21 protein-coding genes are annotated in these 21,428 nt (G+C 61.7%); 6 read left to right on the forward strand and 15 right to left on the reverse strand.

The features are described from left to right. Positions 1 to 21: 21 nt before the first annotated feature. From GYA94_RS11645 to GYA94_RS11670, 6 genes are all read left to right on the forward strand, one after another. Positions 22 to 843, forward strand: coding sequence for a BON domain-containing protein (locus tag GYA94_RS11645; protein ID WP_144187334.1), 822 nt, complete (start codon positions 22 to 24; stop codon positions 841 to 843). A gap of 174 nt (positions 844 to 1,017) precedes the next feature. Then, a complete protein-coding gene (locus GYA94_RS11650) occupies positions 1,018 to 1,308 on the forward strand; it encodes a hypothetical protein (protein WP_029885352.1) in 291 nt (96 codons plus the stop codon). 41 nt (positions 1,309 to 1,349) lie between these two features. Further along, positions 1,350 to 1,511 carry a DUF1328 domain-containing protein gene (locus tag GYA94_RS11655; RefSeq protein ID WP_003252966.1) on the forward strand — a complete coding sequence of 54 codons (162 nt, stop codon included), beginning with the start codon at positions 1,350 to 1,352 and terminating at the stop codon, positions 1,509 to 1,511. Positions 1,512 to 1,513: 2 nt separating this feature from the next. Then, positions 1,514 to 1,984 carry an inhibitor of vertebrate lysozyme family protein gene (locus GYA94_RS11660; RefSeq protein ID WP_029885353.1) on the forward strand — a complete coding sequence of 157 codons (471 nt, stop codon included), beginning with the start codon at positions 1,514 to 1,516 and terminating at the stop codon, positions 1,982 to 1,984. A gap of 746 nt (positions 1,985 to 2,730) precedes the next feature. Next, complete coding sequence (gltP, locus tag GYA94_RS11665) at positions 2,731 to 4,059, forward strand: glutamate/aspartate:proton symporter GltP (protein ID WP_009683574.1); 1,329 nt, start codon at positions 2,731 to 2,733, stop codon at positions 4,057 to 4,059. Between the two features lie 132 nt (positions 4,060 to 4,191). Further along, positions 4,192 to 5,421 carry a nucleoside recognition domain-containing protein gene (locus tag GYA94_RS11670; protein ID WP_161892354.1) on the forward strand — a complete coding sequence of 410 codons (1,230 nt, stop codon included), beginning with the start codon at positions 4,192 to 4,194 and terminating at the stop codon, positions 5,419 to 5,421. Positions 5,422 to 5,458: 37 nt separating this feature from the next. Here the strand turns inward: GYA94_RS11670 and GYA94_RS11675 are convergent, their stop codons facing one another. The 15 genes from GYA94_RS11675 to scpC form a co-directional block, all read right to left on the reverse strand. After that, positions 5,459 to 6,076 (reverse strand): ABC-type transport auxiliary lipoprotein family protein, encoded by a 618-nt coding sequence (locus GYA94_RS11675; protein ID WP_161892355.1) that lies wholly within the window; start codon positions 6,074 to 6,076, stop codon positions 5,459 to 5,461. Then, the gene (locus GYA94_RS11680) at positions 6,073 to 7,011 is read right to left on the reverse strand and encodes an MlaD family protein (protein ID WP_009683571.1); all 939 of its coding nucleotides are present in this window, start codon (positions 7,009 to 7,011) and stop codon (positions 6,073 to 6,075) included. The genes GYA94_RS11675 and GYA94_RS11680 overlap by 4 nt, the downstream gene beginning before the upstream one ends. A 3-nt stretch (positions 7,012 to 7,014) precedes the next feature. Next, positions 7,015 to 7,806, reverse strand: a complete 792-nt coding sequence (locus GYA94_RS11685; protein WP_161892356.1) for an ABC transporter ATP-binding protein — start codon at positions 7,804 to 7,806, stop codon at positions 7,015 to 7,017. Next, positions 7,803 to 8,936 carry an ABC transporter permease gene (locus GYA94_RS11690; protein ID WP_110679167.1) on the reverse strand — a complete coding sequence of 378 codons (1,134 nt, stop codon included), beginning with the start codon at positions 8,934 to 8,936 and terminating at the stop codon, positions 7,803 to 7,805. The genes GYA94_RS11685 and GYA94_RS11690 overlap by 4 nt, the downstream gene beginning before the upstream one ends. A gap of 93 nt (positions 8,937 to 9,029) precedes the next feature. Further along, complete coding sequence (locus GYA94_RS11695) at positions 9,030 to 10,052, reverse strand: DUF5924 family protein (RefSeq protein WP_009683568.1); 1,023 nt, start codon at positions 10,050 to 10,052, stop codon at positions 9,030 to 9,032. 155 nt (positions 10,053 to 10,207) lie between these two features. Next, the gene (locus GYA94_RS11700) at positions 10,208 to 11,614 is read right to left on the reverse strand and encodes a M16 family metallopeptidase (RefSeq protein ID WP_009683567.1); all 1,407 of its coding nucleotides are present in this window, start codon (positions 11,612 to 11,614) and stop codon (positions 10,208 to 10,210) included. 20 nt (positions 11,615 to 11,634) lie between these two features. Then, a complete protein-coding gene (locus GYA94_RS11705; RefSeq protein ID WP_009683566.1) occupies positions 11,635 to 13,299 on the reverse strand; it encodes a Na/Pi cotransporter family protein in 1,665 nt (554 codons plus the stop codon). 245 nt (positions 13,300 to 13,544) lie between these two features. Further along, positions 13,545 to 14,315, reverse strand: coding sequence for a TerC family protein (locus GYA94_RS11710; protein ID WP_029885361.1), 771 nt, complete (start codon positions 14,313 to 14,315; stop codon positions 13,545 to 13,547). A 69-nt stretch (positions 14,316 to 14,384) separates the two neighbouring features. After that, complete coding sequence (locus GYA94_RS11715; RefSeq protein WP_009683564.1) at positions 14,385 to 15,692, reverse strand: CitMHS family transporter; 1,308 nt, start codon at positions 15,690 to 15,692, stop codon at positions 14,385 to 14,387. Between the two features lie 354 nt (positions 15,693 to 16,046). Continuing rightward, on the reverse strand, positions 16,047 to 18,002 hold the full coding sequence (locus GYA94_RS11720) for a DUF7844 domain-containing protein (protein WP_161892357.1): 1,956 nt from the start codon (positions 18,000 to 18,002) through the stop codon (positions 16,047 to 16,049). Continuing rightward, positions 17,999 to 18,319, reverse strand: coding sequence for a DUF2388 domain-containing protein (locus GYA94_RS11725; RefSeq protein ID WP_009683561.1), 321 nt, complete (start codon positions 18,317 to 18,319; stop codon positions 17,999 to 18,001). Before GYA94_RS11725 ends, GYA94_RS11720 begins: the two co-directional genes overlap by 4 nt. Positions 18,320 to 18,356: 37 nt before the next feature. Then, a complete protein-coding gene (locus tag GYA94_RS11730; RefSeq protein WP_009683560.1) occupies positions 18,357 to 18,650 on the reverse strand; it encodes a DUF2388 domain-containing protein in 294 nt (97 codons plus the stop codon). Positions 18,651 to 18,737: 87 nt separating this feature from the next. After that, positions 18,738 to 19,055, reverse strand: a complete 318-nt coding sequence (locus GYA94_RS11735; protein WP_054913238.1) for a DUF2388 domain-containing protein — start codon at positions 19,053 to 19,055, stop codon at positions 18,738 to 18,740. Between the two features lie 302 nt (positions 19,056 to 19,357). Beyond that, positions 19,358 to 19,573 (reverse strand): DUF1127 domain-containing protein, encoded by a 216-nt coding sequence (locus GYA94_RS11740; protein ID WP_003256968.1) that lies wholly within the window; start codon positions 19,571 to 19,573, stop codon positions 19,358 to 19,360. A gap of 329 nt (positions 19,574 to 19,902) precedes the next feature. Continuing rightward, positions 19,903 to 21,396 (reverse strand): succinyl-CoA:acetate CoA-transferase ScpC, encoded by a 1,494-nt coding sequence (gene scpC, locus GYA94_RS11745; protein WP_029885367.1) that lies wholly within the window; start codon positions 21,394 to 21,396, stop codon positions 19,903 to 19,905. Between the last annotated feature and the right edge of the window lie 32 nt (positions 21,397 to 21,428).

The raw sequence follows: 21,428 nt of genomic DNA on the forward strand, positions 1-21,428 counted from the left end.
CCTACAGAAGGAGGTAACGCCATGACCTTTGCCCTACGCAGCGCTGTGTTAGCAGCCGCTTTGCTTCCCGTGTTCACCCCCGCTCTCGCGGACCCCGTGCATGACGCCCGGCTTGAAGGGGCGCTGCAAACGGCGTTGTCGCTGAACCGCATGCTCAACCCGTTCCGTATCAAAGTCGAGGTAGACGGCAAACAGGCGCGGCTTTCCGGCGAGGTAGAAAACGAGGTGGAGCGCCGGTTGGCCGAAGACGTGGCCTTGGCTACCCGAGGTGTCGAGCAGGTCGATAACCAGCTGCAGGTCAACGCTGAACTGGTCGAGCGCCCGCTCGAGCTACGGGCCTATGCCCAGCGCCTGGAGGACGCCACCCTGGCAGCGGTGATCCGTGCGCGGTTGCTGTGGAGCCGCACCACCGAAAAGGCTGCAATCGAAGTGCAAAGCAGCGAGGGCGTGGTGACCTTGCGGGGTAAAGTCGACAGCGCCGAGGCCAAGGAGCTGGCGGGCGTGGTGGCGCGCACAACCGATGGCGTGCACCTGGTGAACAATCTTGTCAGCCTCGACAGCGCTGCCATGGCCAAAGCGCGGGAAACCGCTGTGGGAACACCAAGCGGCCCGCAGCCAAGCGACCCCTGGATCATCGACAAGATCCAGAGTAGCTACCGCTACAGCCGCAACCTCGATGGGCTGAACCTTAAAGTGGCCAGTGAAGAGGGCATGGTGCGGTTGTCCGGCGAAGTGGTCAGTGCGGAGCAAAAAACCATTGCCGTGGAAATAGCCCGGCAGATCATTGGCGTGCGGGGGGTGGATGCCGATCTGCTGAAGGTCGCGACCAAGGTTGAAGGCTGATCGTGCAATTCGCACGACCCCAGCATGGCCATCGTGCAGGATACGTCCTGACACGCCCGCGGCTAAATAGTTAAGTTATTGTTTTTAAAGGATTTTTATTTATTTATGAGGCTGGCATGCAGGCTGCAATTACCTGTTCAGGTTTGAACAAAAATTACAGCAGGAGGAGCCGGCATGAATCGCCAGTCCGTCAACCACTCGCAAGTCGCCACCCTGTCACTGCGCCACCTGGTGTCGGTAGGGATCGCACTGGTTTTGACCTTGGCTGCCGGCCTCTTCTACTACAGCTGGCAAACAGCGCGTCTGGCCGACCAGGTGGCTGCACAGACCGCGCTGCTGAGCCAGATCCAGTCGACCCGGGCCAACAGTTTCGTCAAGGCGGCGGACCCGTTGCCCTCCCAGGGCAAGGCGGCGTCGCCGGCCACTCTGGAACATGTCGTGCCTCAAGACCGCTGGGTGTTCTAAGGCGGACCGTTTGAAGTTCTGAAAAAGAAAGGAGAAACACCATGCTGAGCTGGGCTATCACTTTCCTCATCATCGCCATTGTCGCTGCCGTTCTGGGCTTCGGTGGTATCGCCGGCGCTGCTACAGGTATTGCGAAGATCCTGTTCATTGTCTTCCTGGTCCTGTTTGTAGCCTCCTTCTTCTTTGGACGCGGTCGAGGTTGACAATGAGCAGGAAGCTACACACTGCCCTGGCTGCTGCCCTGCTGATGGGTAGCAGTGCAGCGGCACTGGCTGCCAATGATGGCCAGGTCCGTGCCAACCAGCTGCTGGGTTCGGACCCGGAATATCGGGAAACCTGGCAGGACACGATCAAAGGCGAGGAGCGCCTGCCCGATTGGGTGGTCAACCTCACCGGCAGCTCGGAGCAGCAAATGTCTGCTGTTACGGAAGATGGCGACAAGTACTTGGTCGGCCCCCTGTGCGAGGCCCAGGACAAGTGCACCTACAAGCGCCTGATCGTTGCGTTCAGCTGGGACAAGGATGATGCCTACGGCATGCTCGTGGAGGTGCCTGAAGGCTTGCCCAAGGACAAGTCGCCAACCCGACATGCGCAGTACCGCTGGCTGGGCAAGCCGGATGACGGCATGAAGACGATGCTGCAGGAGCAGCTCAAGCGTGACCCGAATTGGTACTGAGCCGTGGTTGCCAGTGCTGGTGAGTGGTCACCCACTGACACGAAATAGAAGCTGAACCTTTGTAGCGTTCAGCCTTCTATGATGCGCCGCCCCGAGGAGGGGTTGCACATGACCAAGGGGCCGGGCTGTTCTGGTTGAGACATGATCGGAGTGGCCTAGGGGTACAGGGAGTGCCTCCAGCGTTGGGTCGGGTCAGGAACGGCGGAATCGGAAGCCTCAGGTCGGCGGTATCGCTGGGATACCCAAGCCGACCTGACTTCCGAGGAGCCACGTAGGAAACGCCTCTTTCCTTGCGCGTTTTCTTCCCCGAGACACATTTTGTCTCGACCGTACATCAAATTTTTTCCCTCCGCATCGACTCCCTCACAAGTGGCATTTCGGCCATTCGGATTGTCGAACACGACATATTTGTCGCTTCTTTTGAGAGTGCCAGTTCCGCCTGAATATGGCTGTCTCGTCTTGTTCGGGATTCCGAACGTTATAAATCAATGACTTGCAAACCTACCTCGTCGGTCGAAAACGGTATGCATAACCTGCATGGGGTATGCGTTTCCGGCATTAGATTTCCCCCCCTGCCATCGCAATAGTTGCCGCCTTTTTCGCTGGCCAGGGCGCCCTGTCGCTCGCCTGCGGTGTCCTTACATAACGTCGCCGGACAGAAACCGTTATTGCGTGTGACTTGGCCAAGGGCTCTGTCACGCCTGTTTCCACCCGGTGTCATGACCACTAGAACAAAGGGTAAAGACATGAAGAAGGCAAAACTGAGCCTCGCCTGGCAGATCGTCATCGGTCTGGTGCTGGGTGTTGCAATCGGCGCGCTGCTGAACCACTTCAGTGCAGAAAAGGCCTGGTGGATCAGTAACGTCCTCCAGCCCGCCGGTGACATCTTCATTCGCCTGATCAAGATGATCGTCGTCCCGATCGTGATTTCGTCGCTGATCGTGGGTATCGCCGGGGTTGGCGATGCGAAGAAACTGGGCAGCATTGGCCTGAAGACCATCATCTACTTCGAGGTGGTGACCACGATCGCCATCGTCGTCGGCTTGGTGCTGGCAAACCTGTTCCACCCCGGTGCCGGTATCGACATGAGCACGCTGGGTACCGTGGATATCTCCAAGTATCAGGCGACCGCGGCCGAAGTGCAGCATGAGCACGCCTTCATCGAGACCCTGCTCAACCTGATCCCGTCGAACATCTTCGCAGCGCTGATGCGTGGCGAAATGCTGCCGATCATCTTCTTCTCGGTCATGTTCGGCCTTGGGCTGTCGAGCCTGCAGGCAGAGCTGCGCGACCCGCTGGTACGGACCTTCCAGGCCGTATCGGAAACCATGTTCAAGGTCACCCACATGATCATGAACTACGCGCCGATCGGTGTGTTCGCCCTGATCGCCGTGACTGTCGCCAACTTCGGCTTCAGCTCGCTGCTGCCGCTGGCCAAGCTGGTGCTGCTGGTGTACTTCGCCATTGCCTTCTTCGCCTTCATGGTACTGGGCCTGGTGGCTCGCCTGTTTGGCTTCTCGGTGATCAAGATCATGCGCATCATGAAAGATGAGCTGATCCTGGCCTACTCCACTTCCAGTTCGGAAACCGTGCTGCCACGGGTGATCGAGAAAATGGAGAAGTACGGTGCACCGAAGTCGATCTGCTCGTTCGTGGTACCGACCGGCTACTCCTTCAACCTCGACGGTTCTACCCTGTACCAGAGCATTGCGGCGATCTTCATTGCCCAGCTGTACGGTATCGACCTGTCGTGGAGCCAGCAGCTGCTGCTGGTGCTGACCCTGATGGTCACGTCCAAAGGTATTGCTGGTGTGCCGGGCGTTTCGTTCGTGGTACTGCTGGCCACCCTCGGCAGCGTGGGCATTCCGCTGGAAGGCCTGGCCTTCATCGCCGGCGTCGACCGCATCATGGACATGGCCCGCACCGCGCTGAACGTGATCGGCAACGCACTGGCGGCATTGGTCATCTCGCGTTGGGAAGGCATGTACGATGCGGCCAAGGGCGAGCAGTACTACGCCTCGCTCATGGCTGACAAACAGCAAACTGCGGTGGTTGGCGAAGCGGCCAAGCGCTGAGTTCATACCCCGCTGGACAAAAAGCCCCGACCCGTCGGGGCTTTTTGTTGTCTGTGATGTTGCGCGGCCGCGGTCTGCAGCCTTGCGCCCCGATACGCTATCATTCGGGCACTTTTCTGGGGGAACACACGGATGCTCAATGGCCTTTGGCTCGGCTTTTTCCTGGTGGCGGCGGTGTCCGCCCTGGCCCAATGGCTGATAGGCGGCAACGCGGGCATTTTTGCGACCATGGTCGAGAGCATCTTTGCCATGGCCAAGCTCTCTGTCGAGGTGATGGTGCTGCTGTTTGGCACTCTGACCCTGTGGCTCGGCTTTCTCAAAATTGCCGAAAAGGCCGGCATCGTCGAATGGCTGGCCAAGGTACTGGGCCCGTTGTTTGCGCGCTTGATGCCGGAAGTACCACCCGGCCACCCGGCACTGGGCCTGATCACCATGAACTTCGCGGCCAACGGCCTGGGGCTGGACAACGCCGCCACACCGATTGGCCTCAAAGCCATGCGCGCGTTGCAGGAGCTGAACCCCAGCAGCACCACGGCGAGCAACGCGCAGATCCTGTTCCTGGTGCTCAACGCCTCTTCGTTGACCCTGCTGCCTGTGACCATCTTCATGTACCGCGCCCAGCAAGGCGCGCCCGACCCGACCATGGTGTTCCTGCCGATCCTGCTGGCCACCAGTGTCTCGACCCTGGTCGGGCTGTTGTCGGTGGCCGTCATGCAACGCCTGCGTTTGTGGGACCCGGTCGTACTTGCCTACTTCATCCCCGGTGCGCTGCTGCTGGGTGGCTTCATGGCCTTCCTGGGCACATTGTCGGCAGCGGCACTGGCCAGCTTGTCGTCGATCCTGGGTAACTTGACGCTGTTTGGCGTGATCCTGCTGTTCGTGGTGATCGGTGCGTTGCGGCAGGTGAAGGTGTACGAAGCCTTTGTCGAGGGCGCCAAAGAGGGCTTTGACGTCGCCAAGAACCTGCTGCCCTACCTGGTGGCCATGCTGGTGGCTGTGGGCGTGCTGAGGGCCTCGGGCGCGCTGGAATTGGCGTTGGACGGTATTCGCCATGCGGTCAACTGGTTGGGCCTGGACACGCGCTTCGTCGAAGGCCTGCCGACAGCGTTGGTCAAGCCGTTCTCCGGGAGCGCGGCGCGGGCAATGCTGATCGAGACCATGCAGAGCCAAGGGGTGGACAGCTTCCCTGCCCTGGTGGCGGCAACCATCCAGGGCAGTACCGAGACCACTTTCTATGTGCTGGCGGTGTATTTCGGCGCGGTGGGCATCCAGCGTGTGCGGCATGCGGTGGGGTGTGCGCTGCTGGCCGAGTTCTCTGGTGTAGTGGCAGCCATCTGCGTGTGTTACTGGTTCTTTGCCTGAACGATCTGCAGGCCTGCACCGCATCAACGGGTAAACCCTAGCGGGTTGAGCCGCTGCCAGCCTGGGCAATCGCCCAGTCCACCACCTGCCCGGTGAGTAGGTCGCACGCTTGGCCAAACCCGGCCACTACCCCGGCTACTTGCTTGTCTGCCAGCGGCTGGCGGACTTCGAAGCGCTTGCTGGCGAGAATGCGCTGAGTGCGGCCTTGCACCAGCCGTGCGTCATAGCGGATCACCACCTCCACGGTGCCGTCCGCGCGGTATTCGCTCTGGAACGCCTGCAACTCGCCAGCCAGCTCGTAGTCAGCCTGCAAATTGCTGTCGTCGGCGCTCAGGCGCTGCACCTGGCCGTCGCGCTGAAAGCCGTCGAGCAGCCGGTTGCGCAGCAGCATCGGGGCCGGATCGCTCCAGCGCGCGCCCTTGTAGCTGCTGACCACATTGCCCTGCGGGATGACCGCAATCCGTGGCCCGGCCAATACCTCGCTGGCCAGCGGTTTGTTCAGGCGCAATGACCAATCCAGCGGCGGCGCGCTGCGGCTGATCTGGTTGACCGGCAAGCGATACAGGTCCACAGGCTCGCTCGTGGGCAGGATCGAGCAGGCGCTGGCCAGCCCAAGCGTGACCGCCAAAGCCACTAAGCGCAGCGACGATTTCATGGCTGGAACTCCTTGTTGTTGTCGCGGCCGAGCAGGTAGCCGCTGGGGTCTGCTTCCAGTTGCCGGGAAATGCCTTTGAGTGCGTTGAGGGTTTCGCGCAGTTCGCGGATGGCCGGGGTCAGCTGGTTCAGGCCCTGGGCGCCGTCGCCGATGGCTTCGCTGTTGTCCTTCAGCAGGCTGTTGATGGTGGCAGTGCTCTGCGCCAACGACTGCATGGCTTGCTCGGCGCTGCCGATGGCCTGCTTGCCCTCGGTGCCCAGCAAGCCATTGGCATTGCGCATCAGCACCTGGGTTTCGGCCAGGGTCGCGCTGGCCTGCTTGCCTACCTGGACCAGTTGCTCGATCGCCTGGCTGATGCTGCCATGCTCCCCGGCGAAGGCGCCGGTGGTCTTGTCGAGGTTGGCCAAGGTATTGCTGAGGTGGTCGATGTTGCCCTCGGAGAACATCTGGTTGGCGTTGTGCAGCAGCAAGTTGATGTTGGTCACCAGGTCGCTGCTGTCATTGAGCAGGCGCGAGATGGGCGATGGCGAGGCGATGATCACCGGCAGCTTGCCGTCTTTGCCTTTCAGCTCGGGGCTCTGTGGGGTACCGCCGCTGAGCTGGATGAACGAGTTGCCTGTCACGCCGGCCAGGGTCAGCTTGGCCTGGGTGTCTTCTTTGACTGGGGTGTCGCCGCTAAGGCGCACCCGTGCCAATACCCGACGCGGGTCTTTAGGGTCCAGGCGCAGGGTGGAAACGTCACCCACCTTGATCCCGTTGTACTGCACCGGGCTGCCACGAGACAGGCCGGAAACTGCCTCGTTGAACACGACTTCGTAGTCCTTGAACGCATCGTCGACGCTGGACTTGGTCAGCCACAGGCCGAACAGCATGGCACCGGCTACCACCAGGACGGTGACCAGGCCGATAAGAACGTGATGGGCTCGGGTTTCCATTGCTCAGCGCTCCTGGCCAGTGCGGGTGGCGGCCTGTTCGGCTGCGCGCCCGCGTGGGCCGTGAAAGTATTCTTGGATCCAGGCGTCGTTGGTCTGTTCGACCTCGGCCAATGGGCCGGCCACCAGGACCTTTTTCTGCGACAGTACGGCGATGCGGTCGGTGATGGTGTACAGGGTGTCAAGGTCGTGGGTGATCAGGAACACCGACAGGCCGAGCGCATCGCGCAGGGTGAGGATCAACTGGTCGAAGGCCGCAGCGCCGATCGGGTCCAGGCCTGCGGTCGGCTCGTCGAGGAACAGTATGTCCGGGTCCAGGGCCAGGGCCCGGGCCAGCGCTGCGCGCTTGATCATGCCCCCCGACAAAGAAGCAGGGTACTTGTCGGCTGCCGAGGTCGGCAGCCCGGCCAATGCCAGCTTTACCCCGGCCAGGTGCTCGGCATCGGCGCGGGATAACCCGGCATGCTCGATCAGTGGCAGGGCAACGTTCTCGGTCACTGTCAGGGAAGAGAACAGCGCGCCCTTCTGGAACAGTACGCCAAAACGCCGTTCGACCAATGAGCGCTGCGTTTCGCGCAGGCCGGCCAGGTCCTGGCCGAACACCTTGATCTGCCCTTCGTTGGGGCGGCGCAGGCCTATGATACTGCGCAGCAGCACGGACTTGCCGCTGCCAGAGCCGCCCACCACGGCAAGGATTTCGCCGCGGTACAGGTCCAGGTCGAGGTTTTCATGCACCACTTGCCGGCCAAAGCGGTTACAGATGCCGCGGGCTTCGATCACGCTCTCACGTCGGTTCACCAGCCCATCTCCATGAAGAACAGCGCGGCCACCGCGTCGAGCACGATAACCACGAAGATCGATTGCACCACGGCCGAAGTCGTGTGTGCACCGACCGACTCGGCGCTGCCGCTGACCTTGAAGCCTTCCAGGCAGCCAATGGCGGCAATCAGAAAGGCAAAGAACGGCGCCTTGGCCAGGCCGACCAGAAAGTGCTGCACGCCAATATCGCTTTGCAGCAATGACAGGAACATGGCCGGCGAAATGCCCAGCGACAGGGCGCACACCACGGCCCCGCCGACGATGCCGCAAAGCATGGCGACGAACGTGAGCAGCGGCAGGGTAATCAGCAGGGCCAGCACCCGGGGTACCACCAGCAGTTCCATGGGGTTGAGGCCCAGGGTGCGGATCGCGTCTATTTCCTCATTGGCTTTCATCGAGCCGATCTGCGCGGTAAATGCGCTGGCGGTGCGGCCGGCCATGAGGATGGCGGTGAGCAACACGGCGAACTCGCGCAGGAACGAGAACGCCACCAGGTCGACGGTGAACACCGTTGCGCCGAAGTCAGCCAGCACCGTGGCGCCAAGGAAGGCCACCACGGCACCCACCAGAAAGGTCAGCAAGGCCACGATTGGCGCGGCATCCAGCCCTGTCTGTTCGATGTGGGCGACGATCGGGGTGATGCGCCAGCGGTGTGGCTGTAGGGCACGGCGTAGCAGCGTTTCGAGGATGACGCCGATGAAACCGAGCAGTTGCATGCTGTCTTGCCACAGGGTGCCGACGGCGCAGCCTATACGCTCCAGCAGCAACAGCAGCACGTTGCGCTCGGGCTCCTTCACCGGGATGCAGTAGTCCTGGACCGATTGGTAGACATTCTTCAGCAGCGCCCGGCTGGCTTCCGGCAGGTCGTGGGTGCAGCGCGACAGACGCTCGGTGCCGAGCAGTTCGGCCAGCAGCGACGCACCGGCCGTGTCCAGGCGCCCCAGCTGGCTGAGGTCGGCGACGGTGTCGGGGGTGTATTGCGCACGCAGCCGCTCGCTGTCGCGTTTCAGGCTGGCGTAGTGCGCCAAGGTCCAGTCACCGGCAATGCGCAGGCAGGCCGGTTGACTGCTGGTATCCAGAGTGAGGCTGGGGGTGGTCATAGGCTCCATGCAACTGACTCGGCGCTAAGGCTCAGGGGCTGATCATAGCGCAGCAGGCCGGGGCTGTTTGGTGATTATGTGCTGTGTACCAGCAGGTGTTGATTACCCGGCTGGCGCATCGTCGACCACCTTGAAGCGCAGTACGCCAATCACTTGGCCATCCTCGGTCAGAACCCGTACCTGCCACCTGCCCACCGGGTTGGGTGGGAAGTTCTGCTTGTGCGTCCAGGCCCGGTAGCCTTCCTTGCGCCCACCGTGGATGTCGAGGGCAATGCGGTCCACCTCCTGGCCGTCCTTCTGCCACACGTGGTAGATCCGCTCATTCAGGCCGCGTGGTGCGTTGATGGCGGTATAGGCGTACAAGCCGCTGCTGCGAATGCTGCTGGCGGCAATTTCGTGCAGCGACTCGCCTGGCTGGCGGTTCAGCACTTCGGTGCTCACCGCCACCTCGGTCATCCACAGGGTTGCCGGCGGTACCCAGGAGCGCAACAACCAGCCGCCAGCACCCACCGACAGCGTGACCAGCAACAAGGCCACAGCCCGGCGCCAGTTGTTGATCGGAAAACTGCTGGCCAAGCTGGGAAACGACAGCGCCATGGCGATGATCAGCGCCAGCTTGAAGCTTTGCGCGGTGGTCAGGTGGACGATGATCGGCAGCGCCGTGAGCAACGCAGCGAACAGGGTCAGGGTATGCAGCGCCAGGAACAGCCAGCGCCGCGGAGCCAGCCATTTGTAGTACAGCGGGTCGATGATCGACACCAGGCCGGCAGCGCCGAGCAGGCCCGTGAACACCAGCTGGCCGCTGTTCCAGGTCGTGGTGATGAAGAAGAAGGGCAAAACGAAGAACAGTGTTTCCTGGTGGATCATCTGCGTGGCGTAGCGCAGCAGTGGCTGCGGGATTTCGCGGTTGAACGTGCGCGCGAACAGGCCGGTGAGTGTGTTTTCCAGCATCAGCCACACCCAGCTCACCAGCATCAGCACGGCAACCCAACTGGCCAGGCCGGCCTGGCGGTCGACCAGGATGAAGCTGCCGATACCTGAAAGAAACCCCCCAAGCGCGATGATGCCGGGATAGCGTTTGAGCAGTTCGATGATGCGCTGGACGATGCGGGGGATCTGGGGCATTGGCTCTACAACGGGAGAGAGTTGGGTGGCTGTGCCGGCCGCTTCGCGGGTAAACCCGCTCCCACAGGATCACCACAGCTTCTGCAACAGTGGGGTCCCTGTAGGAGCGGGTTTACCCGCGAAGAGGCCAGTACTGGCAAAAGAATACCGCTGATTCACCGCCGGCGTGTAGCACCGCTCGGCCGCTGTGGGCCATGCCGCCGCCAGCGCAACAGTCCCGCGGCCACGATCAGCCCTACCAACAGGGCACCCAGCCCATAGAATTCGTCATAACCCAGCAGCGGCTTTTCAATGCGTACGTAGCCGTCTTCCTTGAGCAATTCCCGCAACGCCTGGTTGGCTTGCTCCAGGGTGACCTGGCGCAGTTTGCGCACCGGGTTGGTGAAGCGGCCGTCGGTGTAGTCGTTCAGCGCTCCCCAGTAGTAGTCGGCCAAGGCACTGTTGCCTTGGGTGCTCCAGCTTTCCTTGGCGACACTGGCATCCTTGATGCGGGCGAACGTATCCGGGTCCAGCCCCTCTTTGCGCAGGTGCTTGAACAACCGCTGCATGACCGCTACGGCCTTGTCGATGTCATCGCGCTCCAGGTCGGCATTGACGCTGAGCAGGCCGGTGTCACCGAAGCTTTCGCGCTGCACCGAGGGCCCATAGGACAAGCCATTGCGCAGGCGCAGCTGGTCGTAGATGGCCCAGTCCAGGTAGCGTGCCAGCAGGTCGAGGGTGGCCTGGTGGTCGTTGTCCAGTACCGGCTCGATGAAAAGCCAGTGCAGTTTCACGCTGTCACCGAGCCAGCCACGGGTCAGATCGCGGCGCTGCTCGGCTTGCTGGGTGATGCTATCCAGATTGCGGCGCTCTTCTGGCTCGGTGGCCGGCAGCTCGCCAAACGAGCGTTCCAGATAGGCTGGCAACAGGCGGTCCAGGCCACCGACCATGATCAGGGTCATGTTGTTGGCGGCGTACCAGCGGTCGCGCAGGGCCTGGACCTGTTCCAGGGTCATGTCGTCGACGTTGGAGCGCTCTGGGCACTTCAGGCCCAGCTCGGTGGCCAGTTGGTCGCTGGCGGGGTGGCCGATGTCCTGGCGGTCGAGCCAGCGCTGCAGGTGGCCGTAGTGGCCGCCATCCTCGCGTTCGATGATGCGTTTGGCGGTGGCCAGGGCCTTGGCATCGATGTGGGTATCGCGGATGACCGCCAGCAACAGGTCGAGTACCTTGCGCTGGTTGCGCGCCGGTGCTTCGATGACGAAAGTGGTATCGGCACTGCTGGTAAAGGCGTTCCATTCCCCGCCCAGCGCCTGCAGGCGCTCTTCCAGGCCGCCTTCGCCGGTTTCATCGATGCCGCTGAACAGCAGGTGCTCAAGCAGGTGCGGCAGCTCTTTCTGCTCGCAATCGAAATCATCCAGCCCAACCCCGACCACCAGGCGTATCGCCACATGGTCACGCTCGTAGCCATTTTTCAGAATCACCTGCAGGCCGTTGGGCAACAGGTAGCCTTCCACCCGCGACCGGTCGAGGGCGAAAGTGGGCAGGCTGCAGATCAGGATGCAAACGAACATCAGGCAACGCATGGGCGAGCTAGGGTCCTCAGCTAGGCAGAATCATGGCTGGCTTCGTCTGGCACACTGTCGAGCATCAACCCGCCGGTGTCCGAGCCGCCCAGTACCACATAGGCACTGCTACAGAACAAAGAGTTCAAACGCTTCATGTCGGCGATCAGCTCCAAGTGTAGCGAACTGGTCTCGAGGCTTTGCATGACTTTGCGCTGCAGGCGGCTGACGTGGGCGTGGGCCAGGCGCCGCTCCTGGGCCCGGAACCGGCGTTTTTCACGCAGCAGCAAGCGGGCGCTTTCCGGGTCGGCGCTGAGGAACACCGACAAGCCCAGGCGCAGGTTGGCCAGCAATTGTTCCTGCAGGCCGGTCAGTTCTTCCAGGCCGACCTGGGAAAACTCACGGCGCTGGCTGGTCTTCTGCTGCTGGACCTTGCGCAGCATGCGCTCGATGAGGTCGCAGGCCAGCTTGAGGTTGATAGCCACTTCGATGATTTCCGCCCAGCGACGGTTGTCTTGCTCGCTGAGGTCCTCGCGTGTCATCTGCGCCAGGTACAGCTTGATCGCGCTGTACAGGGCGTCGGCATCTTCGCCCAGGGCGCGTACCTGCTGGGGCAGCGCCGTCTGGGTGCCCCGCAGGGCCCCCAGCATGGCTTCGAGCAGGCTGTCGACGATGTCGCCCAGGCGCAGGGTTTCCCGTGCGGCATTGGCCAGGGCCAGGCTGGGGGTCTCCAGTGCGGACGCGTCGAGGTGGCGCGCACGGATCTGGCCGTTGCTGTGTTCCCGCTCGGGCAGCAGCACATTGCACAACCGACCCATGGGGTTGACCGTGGGTAGCATCAGCAAGCAACGGGAGGTGTTGTAGAGCAGGTGGAAGCCGATGACCAACTCTTGCGGGCTGAAGCTCAGCGAGTCCATCCAGCCTACCAGCGGGTGCAGTACGGGAATGATCAACACCAGGCCGATCAGCTTGTACAGCAGGCTGCCCAAGGCCACCCGGCGGCCGGCGGCGTTCTGCATGCTGGTGCTGATGAACGCCAGCAGGCCACTGCCGATGTTGGCGCCGACTACCAGGCCAATGGCCACCGGCAGGCTGATGACCTCGGCACCGGCCAGGGTCGCCGTGAGCAGAACGGCCGCCAGGCTGGAATAAGAGACCATGGCGAACATCGCCCCGACCAGGGCATCAAGCATGATGTCGCCCGTCAGCGAGGCGAACAGCACCTTCACGCCCTGGGCATGGGTGATGGGCGCGGCGGCCTGTACGATCAGCTCCAGCGCCAGGATGATCAGGCCCAGCCCGATACCCACCCTGCCCAATTGGCCAGCCCGCGTCTGTTTGCGCGAAAGGAAGAAGATGACGCCGAGGAAGATCAACAGCGGCGACAGCCAGGATAGGTCGAACGTGAGTACCCGGGCCATCAGCGCAGTGCCGACATCGGCGCCGAGCATGATTGCCAAGGCGGGAGTCATGGCCATCAGGCCCTGGCCGACGAACGAGGTGACCAGCATGGCCGTGGCGTTGCTGCTTTGCACCATGGCAGTGACCAGAATGCCGGCAATGAATGCCAGCGGGCGCTTGTTCATGTTCTGGCCAATGATGCGCCGCAGATTCGAGCCGAATACCCGAAGGATGCCGGTGCGCACGATATGGGTGCCCCAGACCAGTAGCGTTACGGCCGAGAGCAGGTTGAGCAGGGTCAGCATGGCGAAGGCCCCCTGAAGCACAGGCCCATGGGGCCAAGGGAAGAAACGTGAGCGTTTGAATAGGTTTTCATTGCTCACTCAAAGCTTTAGCTGTTTTGCGCAGTGCTTGCCAGCTTCGCACGGTAGTCATCAATTTGAAACATACCGTGAATGAATCATTGCCGGTCTTGCAGGCGCTACGTAGCAGCCATTCAAAAATGAAAAAGGGGCCCCGAAGGGCCCCCGCTGTCCTGCACGTTCCGCTCTTACTGACCCGGAATGTCCTTGCGCAGTTTCACTGGGTCATGCTCTTTGCCGTCCTTGCGGGCCAGGGCAGTGCGCATGCGAATGTTGATGGCCTCTACCGCCAGCGAGAAAGCCATGGCGAAGTAGACGTAGCCTTTGGGCACGTGTACGTCGAACGCTTCGGCGATCAGTACGGTACCGACCACGATCAGGAACGACAGTGCGAGCATCTTCAGCGATGGGTGCTTGTCGATGAAGTTGCTGATGGCGCCGGCGCACAGCATCATCACCAGTACGGCCACGACGATGGCAGCGATCATCACTGGCACGTGGGACACCATGCCTACTGCGGTGATCACCGAGTCCAGCGAGAACACGATGTCGATGATGGCAATCTGAATGATGGTGTAGAAGAACTTGCCACCTGCGCCTTTGGGCGCTTCATCGTTTTCGTCCTCACCTTCCAGGCCGTGGTAGATCTCTTGCGAGCTTTTCCACAGCAGGAACAGGCCGCCGAAGAACAGGATCAGGTCACGCCCGGAGATGCCCTGGCCGAGCACCACGAACAGGTCGGCGGTAAGGCGCATGACCCAGGTGATCGACAACAGCAGCATGATGCGGGTGACCATGGCCAGGGCCAGGCCGAAGATCCGGGTGCGAGGCTGCATGTGCTTGGGCATGCGGCTGACCAGGATCGAGATCATGATGATGTTGTCGATCCCGAGGACGATCTCAAGCGCGGTGAGGGTAAAAAAGGCAACCCAGATTTCCGGGCTGGTCAGCCATTCCATGTTGTTTCCTTCGAGCGGTAAAGGCGACGCGCCCTGCAGGGCGCGTCGCGGTGGGGTAATACGCGTTTATTAAAGACTACTGAACAGCGGGAAAATGCCCATCAGCAGCGCGGCGAACATTATGCACAGGCACACCAGCACTGCCCACTTGAGCGTGAAGCGCTGGTGATCGCCAAACTCGATACCGGCCAGGGCTACCAGCAGGTAGGTCGAGGGTACCAGTGGGCTGAGCAGGTGTACCGGCTGGCCGACGATCGATGCGCGGGCCATTTCAACCGGGCTGATGCCGTAGTGGCTGGCGGCCTCGGCCAACACTGGCAAAACCCCGTAGTAGAACGCGTCGTTGGACATGAAGAAGGTGAACGGCATGCTCACGATTGCGGTGATCACTGCCATGTAGGGGCCCATCGCTTCAGGGATGACTGCCAGCAGGCTCTTGGACATGGCATCGACCATGCCGGTGCCAGACAGAATGCCCGTGAAGATGCCCGCGGCGAAGATCAGCCCGGTGACTGCCAGCACGCTGCCGGCATGGGCGGCGATGCGGTCTTTCTGCTGTTGCAGGCAGGGGTAGTTGACGATCATGGCAATGCTGAAGGCGATCATGAACAGCACCGGCAGCGGCAGGATACCGGCGATCAGCGCGACCATCAGGGCGGCAGTCAGCGCGCCATTGAAGTACAGCAGCTTGGGGCGGCGGGCTTCAGGGAATTGCGAAACGGTGATATCGCTATGGTCGGTGTCATCGGTTGGCAGGTGCAGTTCACCCAGGCGGGCACGCTCACGCTTGCCGTACAGGTAGGCAATGGCCAGGATGGCCAGTACGCCGAACAACATGGCCGGGATCATCGGCACGAAAATGTCCGACGGGTCCACGTGCAGGGCGCTGGCGGCACGTGCGGTCGGGCCGCCCCAAGGGGTCATGTTCATCACGCCGCCCGCGAGAATGGTCAGGCCGGCCATGATTCGCGGGCTCATCCCCAGGCGGCTGTACATCGGCAGCATGGCGGCGCAGCAAATCATGTAAGTGGTGGCGCCATCACCGTCGAGCGAAACCACCAGGGCCAGTACGGCGGTACCCACCGAGACTTTCAGCGGGTCGCCCTTGACCAGCTTGAGGATCTTGCGCACGGCCGGGTCGAACAGGCCGGAGTCGATCATCAGGGCGAAATACAGGATTGCGAACATCAGCATCACGCCGGTAGGTGCGAGCTTGCTGATGCCCTCGAGCATCATCGGGCCGATCTTGGCGGAAAAACCGCCGAACACGGCGAACAGGATCGGTACCAGGATCAGCGCGATCAAGGCCGACAGGCGCTTGGTCATGATCAGGTACATGAAGGTGATGACCATGGCAAAGCCGAGGAAGGTCAGCATGGCAATACTCCAGGCGTGGCGCTACGAAAGGAACGTCGATTCGGGCGGGTCAGCGCGTTTGGCGCTGCACGGGGAGCATGCGGAGGGGGATTGCGCGAAGGCGGGCACAGGAATACATCAGGATCACCATTGTTGTTGTTGATTGGGCCGGGCGCGGTTGTTACCGGGTGCCCTGGCTGACCGGTCTTGTGCCGGTGGTGGCGCTATCCTATGAGCACAAGCTTTCAGCCAGCTTTCGCTGAAGCAAAGGCGACGAGAGGTAGATGATGCAGCATGTGACCGAGGGTGGCTGCCATTGCTGCGGGCAAGCCAGCTCCAATAGGGTGGAAGCCGGCTCGCCGCGGATAGGCGCAATTACAACTGCAGGCCACCTGCAGCCTTGTGCAGTGCCCGCAAATGCTCGCCTATCTGCTTCACATTGGCCTCGACCGCAGAAATTTCCCTGGCCCGCGAAGGGGCCAGCAGCGCCCTCACCTCCTTGTCCAGGTTGGTACTCAGGCGCAGCAACCGGGCCTGCCGTTCCTTGCTCTCCCGCTCCAGGTGTTCGCGTTCTTCGGGCTGCGGCAGTCCATAGCCTTTGCTGTCGAGCAATTCTGCCGGGCGGCTGAGGAAGCCGCTGTTGGCAAGCATTTGCTTGAGGGTGGCATCGGCCTTGTTGACGCTGCCATCTTTCAACGCTGCGGCATTCAGGTAGCGCTGCTTGACCTCGTCCTGGGCCAGCAACAGTTGTCGGCGCAGGCTGGCCTGCTCCAGCAGCAGCAGCGCAGCGCTGGTGCGCAGGTCGGCCTGGGCGAACCAGGGGCGACGTTGCTCGGCGCTCAAGGCCAGCCAGTCTTCTACCAGTTGCTGCTTGATCGGCAATTGCTTGCGCAGCACCTCGAACATGGCCTGGTACCGCTCGCGGTAGGAGTCGAAGCGGTAGCCCAGGCGCAGCGCCTCGCGGGGGTTGTCGAGCACGCTCGTGTCGGCCAGCCCCCTGCCCTTGAGCACGGCCAGCAAACCGTTGGGCATGATGCTGTCCAGGTCATTCAATTGCGGGTTGGCGGTGCCGCTGCGCAGCAACTTCAATGACTCTACGGCACAGTTGTTGGACAGGAACCAGTAGTTGCCGTCGTAGCTCCAGTGCATTTCGGCAGCCTGGCGCACCAGGTTTTCAATCTCTTCGCGGTTCAGCTTCAAGGGCACCGAGGCCAGGCTGCGCAGCTCTGTCTTGGTGTATTCGTCGATGACCTGGCCCAGCGGCAGCACGAACAGGCGCGATGGATAGACGCCGACCAGGCCGTCCCAGCTCGATAGCTGCACATCGTTGACGAACGCGCGGTATGACAGCACCAGGCTCTGGTCCAGGTCGAGGCGGCAGTCTGGCCCGCGGGGGCGGCCGGGTCTGCAGATGACCAGGCGCAGCATGCTGTGGCCCCAGCGGCTGACCAGGTTCTGGTTGGCTTCGGCCAGCAGGTAGTCCACTTCATAAACCCGTTCGGGGTCGATTTCGCCCAGTGGCTGGCGGGCGAAGTCGCTACCGGCATTGATGAATGGCAAGCCCCTGGCGCAAGTGTTCTGTGGCGGTGCCCAGCCGAAATGCTCATGCAGGTACTGGTTGAGCGCCGGGCGGCGGCAACCGTAGCTCGGGTCCAGGAGGAAGTACTCCATGTTCACCGCGAGGTATTCCTTGGGGCTGCTGAGTTCATAGCTGTCGGGGCTGCGCACGAACTGGCCGTTATGCTGCTCACGCTCACCCCGGCGGCCCACGTATTGCGGCCAGCCGGCCAGGTCAAGCAGGCGCGGGTCATCGCTCAGGGTGAAGCGGCGCTCAGCCTGGCCGCGGCATTCCTCAGGCAGGCCGATTTTGCCCACGGTGCCCTGTTGGCGTTTACAGCGGGCAATCAGCGATCTTTCACGGCTGGGCCATAGGCGCGCACGGTCGTAGATATGGCTGAGCTCGTGCAGGACAGTGGCCAGTAGCTCTTGTCGCACGGTGCCATGAGGGCGGTTGGTGCGCTCAATGGCGGCACTGCCATCGGTGAGCCCGGGCAGCAGGCGACGGTTGAGCTGAAGCGTGGACACCAGTGTGGCCTGCCCATAGGCGTCGGCTGGCATGTTGTCGCTCCAGCTGACCTGCACGCGGCGGTCGAGTTGCTGCTTGAAGCGCGGGGGCAGCTTGGCCATGGCCTCGTCAAGCAGGGCCTGGCTGGCTTGGGTCTGCTGTGGGTCGAGGCCGGACGACTGCAGCTCGAGCTGCAGGCCGGCCAGGGCGGGCGTGCCGAGCAGCGTCAGGGCGCAGCCGAGCAGCCAGGCACGCACGGGCTTCACAGTGCGAGGATGGCTTCGGCCAATACCTGGTCGCTGGCGCCGCGTGCTTCCGGAACGCGCTCGCGCAGGGTGGTGAGGGCAGCTTCGAGCTGCGCGCCACGGATGTCCCCGTTGCTGGCCACGAAGCTGGCTGCGTCGTCGTGGGCTTCGCGTACCACTTTCGAGTCGCGGATCGAAGTGGTGGTGTCCGAGGTGAAGTCGATCGAGCGGCCAAAGGCACGCACGATGATGTTGCTGGTGGCCACCAGGGTCTGTGCCTGGGCCAGGTCAGCCAGCAGCAGCATGCCGAGGGTAGCGGCAATCAGCGGTTTACGCATGGAGCATCTCCGAAAAATTACAGGGAGTCAGATGTAGTCATTGGACGAGAATTGCTTGCGCCAGTTCCAGATCGCCAACGCCCTGCCGTGCGCAATTATGGCGTAATGATTCCAGGGCGGCTTCCAGCCGAGCACCGCGGATCTGGCCATGGGTGGCGACGAATACCGCGGCATCGTCACGGGCCTCACGCACCAATTTGCGATCAAAGGGTGCAGTGGTGACCTGGCTGGTGGCGTAGGCCGAGATCACCAGGCCTTGGGTAGTGGTGTCCATGGCATGGGCGCTGGCCATGCCGGCAAGGGAAAACAGCAGCGGCAACAGATAACGCATGGGCTCTACGACAACTGGAAGTAAGGGTGGCGAGGGCTGGCGTGGCTGTACGGGGGCCCCCGGCACAGCCTGGGCGCTTGCCGGCGCTTAGATTGCCAGAATGGCCTGGGCCAGTTCGGCGTCGCTGGCTTGCAGGCTTGGCATTTGTGCGCGGATGTGCAGGAACGCGCTTTCCAGCTTGGCACCGCGGATATCGCCTTGGCTGCCTACGAAGCTGGCAGCGTCGTCACGGGCGGCCTGGACGATTTTATCGTCACGGAACGACGAAGAAACATCCGAGGTGGCGTCGGTGGACGCAGCTACTGCCCCTACTACAGCGTCAGTGGTGACGACGAAACTGGTGGCGTTTGCGGTGCCAGCCAGGCTCAGCATAAGAGCGGCGCCAATCAGATATTTACGGGACATTTCGTGCACTCCTGAACTCGGGTCGGGTGGTTCTGCTTATCGGACGCTCGCATTGCTGGTCGCGGTACTTATGACAGTGGTTTCTACCAGACTGCCAAGCTAAGCGTATCACGCGCGGGTGTTTCCAGATGTTAACGAAGAACGGGCCGTGAAACTGTATCGGTTAGGGTTTGTAATACACAAACTGTACCTGTTCAGCGCTTGACGCTGACCTCTGCATGCCACAAACAAAAAACCCGTCGCAGTTGCCTGCAACGGGTTTCAGGAATTCGCGGTGCCGGCCGAAGCCGGCAAGCCGGTGCTTAGCGCCAGAAAGGCTTGCTCAGCTCTTCGTAACGCTGCGACTCGCTGATGCCAGCGTCGGCCAGCAGGCGAGCGTCCAGGCGAGCCAGTTGACGGCGGCTTGCCATGCGGCGCTGCCACAGCAGCAGAGTGGACAGTGCGCGCAGCGGCAGCGATGCGTTGGATTGCTGGGCGTTGCTTTCAAAAACCAGACCGGAACTGAGGGTACGTTCCATGATGCTTCATCCTTCCGCTTATGGCGGGATTAGGTAGTGATTTAACTGATGCCAATGATCCTCCTCTCTTGTCCAGAACAGTAGATACAGTTCATGCGAAAGACGATGGCTCAGTTAACTGTGTAACCCTACTGTTGCACTCGAAACAGGCGCAACTGTACTGGTCTGCATCTTCATGGTGCATTTTTGGTGTGTGGCGATGTTCTGCAGGCTTGAAAGAAGCCTAGGACAGGTACAGTAGTACAGTTCTGGATATTCTTGTGTCGGACGTGAAACGCGAATGGGCTGGAACAGCAGAAGCGGGGCTGCTGTTCCAGGCCGCCGCTGGATCAGCTCGCTTGCATGCGGCCGGTTTCTTCCAGGTTCTCGTGCCAGCTCAGCGCTTCGCGCAGGATATGTGGCGTATGGCCGCCACGTTGGCAAGCCCGCTCGAAGTAATCGTTCAGTGCCGCGCGGTAATCTGGGTGCACACAGTTGTCGATGATCACGCGTGCCCGCTCGCGCGGGGCCAGGCCACGCAGGTCGGCCAAACCTTGTTCGGTGACCAGGATGTCCACGTCGTGTTCGGTATGGTCCACATGGCTGACCATTGGCACCACACTGGAAATTGCACCGCCTTTGGCAATCGACTTGGTAACGAATACGGCAAGGTGGGCGTTACGGGCGAAGTCACCCGAGCCACCGATGCCGTTCATCATCCTGGTGCCACATACGTGGGTGGAATTGACGTTGCCGTAGATGTCGAACTCCAGCGCGGTATTGATACCGATGATGCCCAAGCGCCGCACGACCTCCGGATGGTTGGAGATTTCCTGCGGGCGCAGTACGAGCTTGTCCTTGTAGCGTTCGAGGTTACCGAATACATCGGCATTGCGGCGGGTCGACAGGGTGATGGAGCTGCCCGATGCAAAGCGCAGCTTGCCGGCGTCGATCAGGTCGAAGGTCGAGTCCTGCAGCACTTCGGAGTACATGGTCAGGTCTTCGAAGGGCGACTCGATCAAGCCGCACATCACGGCGTTGGCAATGCTACCGATGCCGGCCTGCAGTGGGCCGAGCTTGTTGGTCATGCGGCCAGCTTCCACTTCCTTCTTCAGGAAGTTGATCAGGTGGTTGGCGATACCCTGGGTTTCGTCATCTGGCGGCAACACGGTAGATGGCGAGTCCGGTTGGTCGCTGATGACGATACCCACGATCTTCGCCGGGTCGATCGGGATGGCGGTGCTGCCGATACGATCGTCGACCTTGACCAGCGGAATGGGCGTGCGGGTCGGGCGATAGGTGGGGATATAGATGTCGTGCAAACCTTCGAGGTTGGTGTTGTGCGAGAGGTTGATCTCGACAATCACCTGCTTGGCGAAGATGGCGAAACTGGCCGAGTTACCCACCGATGTAGTAGGTACGATGTGGCCCTGCTCAGTGATGGCCACGGCTTCGATGACCGCGATGTCCGGCAGCTTCAATTGCTGGTTGCGCAGTTGTTCGACGGTTTCCGACAGGTGCTGGTCGATGAACATCACCTTGCCGTCGTTGATGGCCTTGCGCAGGGTGCTGTCTACCTGGAAAGGCATGCGGCGGGCCAATACACCGGCCTCGGTCAGTTGCTTGTCCAGGTCGTTGCCCAGGCTGGCGCCGGTCATCAGGCTGATCTTCAGTGGCGACTGTTTGGCACGTTCGGCCAGTGCATGCGGGACGGCCTTGGCCTCACCGGCGCGGGTAAAGCCGCTCATGCCGACAGTCATGCCGTCCTCGATCAGACCAGCGGCATCAGCCGCACTCATTACCTTGCTGTGCAGAGAGGACAAGCGGATACGGTCACGGTACATGGATTGTTATCTCGGGCTGCTGAAACTACTGC

The organism is Pseudomonas juntendi (assembly GCF_009932375.1).
GTDB lineage: Bacteria > Pseudomonadota > Gammaproteobacteria > Pseudomonadales > Pseudomonadaceae > Aquipseudomonas > Aquipseudomonas juntendi.

Coding starts and splice junctions, on each gene's coding strand:
- GYA94_RS11680 (WP_009683571.1), bottom strand. CDS start 7,011: ATGGAAACCCGAGCCCATCACGTTCTTATCGGCCTGGTCACCGTCCTG.
- GYA94_RS11725 (WP_009683561.1), bottom strand. CDS start 18,319: ATGCGTAAACCGCTGATTGCCGCTACCCTCGGCATGCTGCTGCTGGCT.
- GYA94_RS11705 (WP_009683566.1), bottom strand. CDS start 13,299: ATGCTGACCCTGCTCAACCTGCTCTCGGCCGTAACGCTACTGGTCTGG.
- GYA94_RS11710 (WP_029885361.1), bottom strand. CDS start 14,315: ATGGAATGGCTGACCAGCCCGGAAATCTGGGTTGCCTTTTTTACCCTC.
- GYA94_RS11675 (WP_161892355.1), bottom strand. CDS start 6,076: ATGAAATCGTCGCTGCGCTTAGTGGCTTTGGCGGTCACGCTTGGGCTG.
- GYA94_RS11690 (WP_110679167.1), bottom strand. CDS start 8,936: ATGGAGCCTATGACCACCCCCAGCCTCACTCTGGATACCAGCAGTCAA.
- GYA94_RS11655 (WP_003252966.1), top strand. CDS start 1,350: ATGCTGAGCTGGGCTATCACTTTCCTCATCATCGCCATTGTCGCTGCC.
- GYA94_RS11660 (WP_029885353.1), top strand. CDS start 1,514: ATGAGCAGGAAGCTACACACTGCCCTGGCTGCTGCCCTGCTGATGGGT.
- GYA94_RS11700 (WP_009683567.1), bottom strand. CDS start 11,614: ATGCGTTGCCTGATGTTCGTTTGCATCCTGATCTGCAGCCTGCCCACT.
- GYA94_RS11650 (WP_029885352.1), top strand. CDS start 1,018: ATGAATCGCCAGTCCGTCAACCACTCGCAAGTCGCCACCCTGTCACTG.
- GYA94_RS11740 (WP_003256968.1), bottom strand. CDS start 19,573: ATGGAACGTACCCTCAGTTCCGGTCTGGTTTTTGAAAGCAACGCCCAG.
- GYA94_RS11670 (WP_161892354.1), top strand. CDS start 4,192: ATGCTCAATGGCCTTTGGCTCGGCTTTTTCCTGGTGGCGGCGGTGTCC.
- GYA94_RS11730 (WP_009683560.1), bottom strand. CDS start 18,650: ATGCGTTATCTGTTGCCGCTGCTGTTTTCCCTTGCCGGCATGGCCAGC.
- scpC (WP_029885367.1), bottom strand. CDS start 21,396: ATGTACCGTGACCGTATCCGCTTGTCCTCTCTGCACAGCAAGGTAATG.
- GYA94_RS11645 (WP_144187334.1), top strand. CDS start 22: ATGACCTTTGCCCTACGCAGCGCTGTGTTAGCAGCCGCTTTGCTTCCC.
- GYA94_RS11715 (WP_009683564.1), bottom strand. CDS start 15,692: ATGCTGACCTTCCTCGGCTTTGCCATGGTCATCACCTTCATGTACCTG.
- gltP (WP_009683574.1), top strand. CDS start 2,731: ATGAAGAAGGCAAAACTGAGCCTCGCCTGGCAGATCGTCATCGGTCTG.
- GYA94_RS11695 (WP_009683568.1), bottom strand. CDS start 10,052: ATGCCCCAGATCCCCCGCATCGTCCAGCGCATCATCGAACTGCTCAAA.
- GYA94_RS11735 (WP_054913238.1), bottom strand. CDS start 19,055: ATGTCCCGTAAATATCTGATTGGCGCCGCTCTTATGCTGAGCCTGGCT.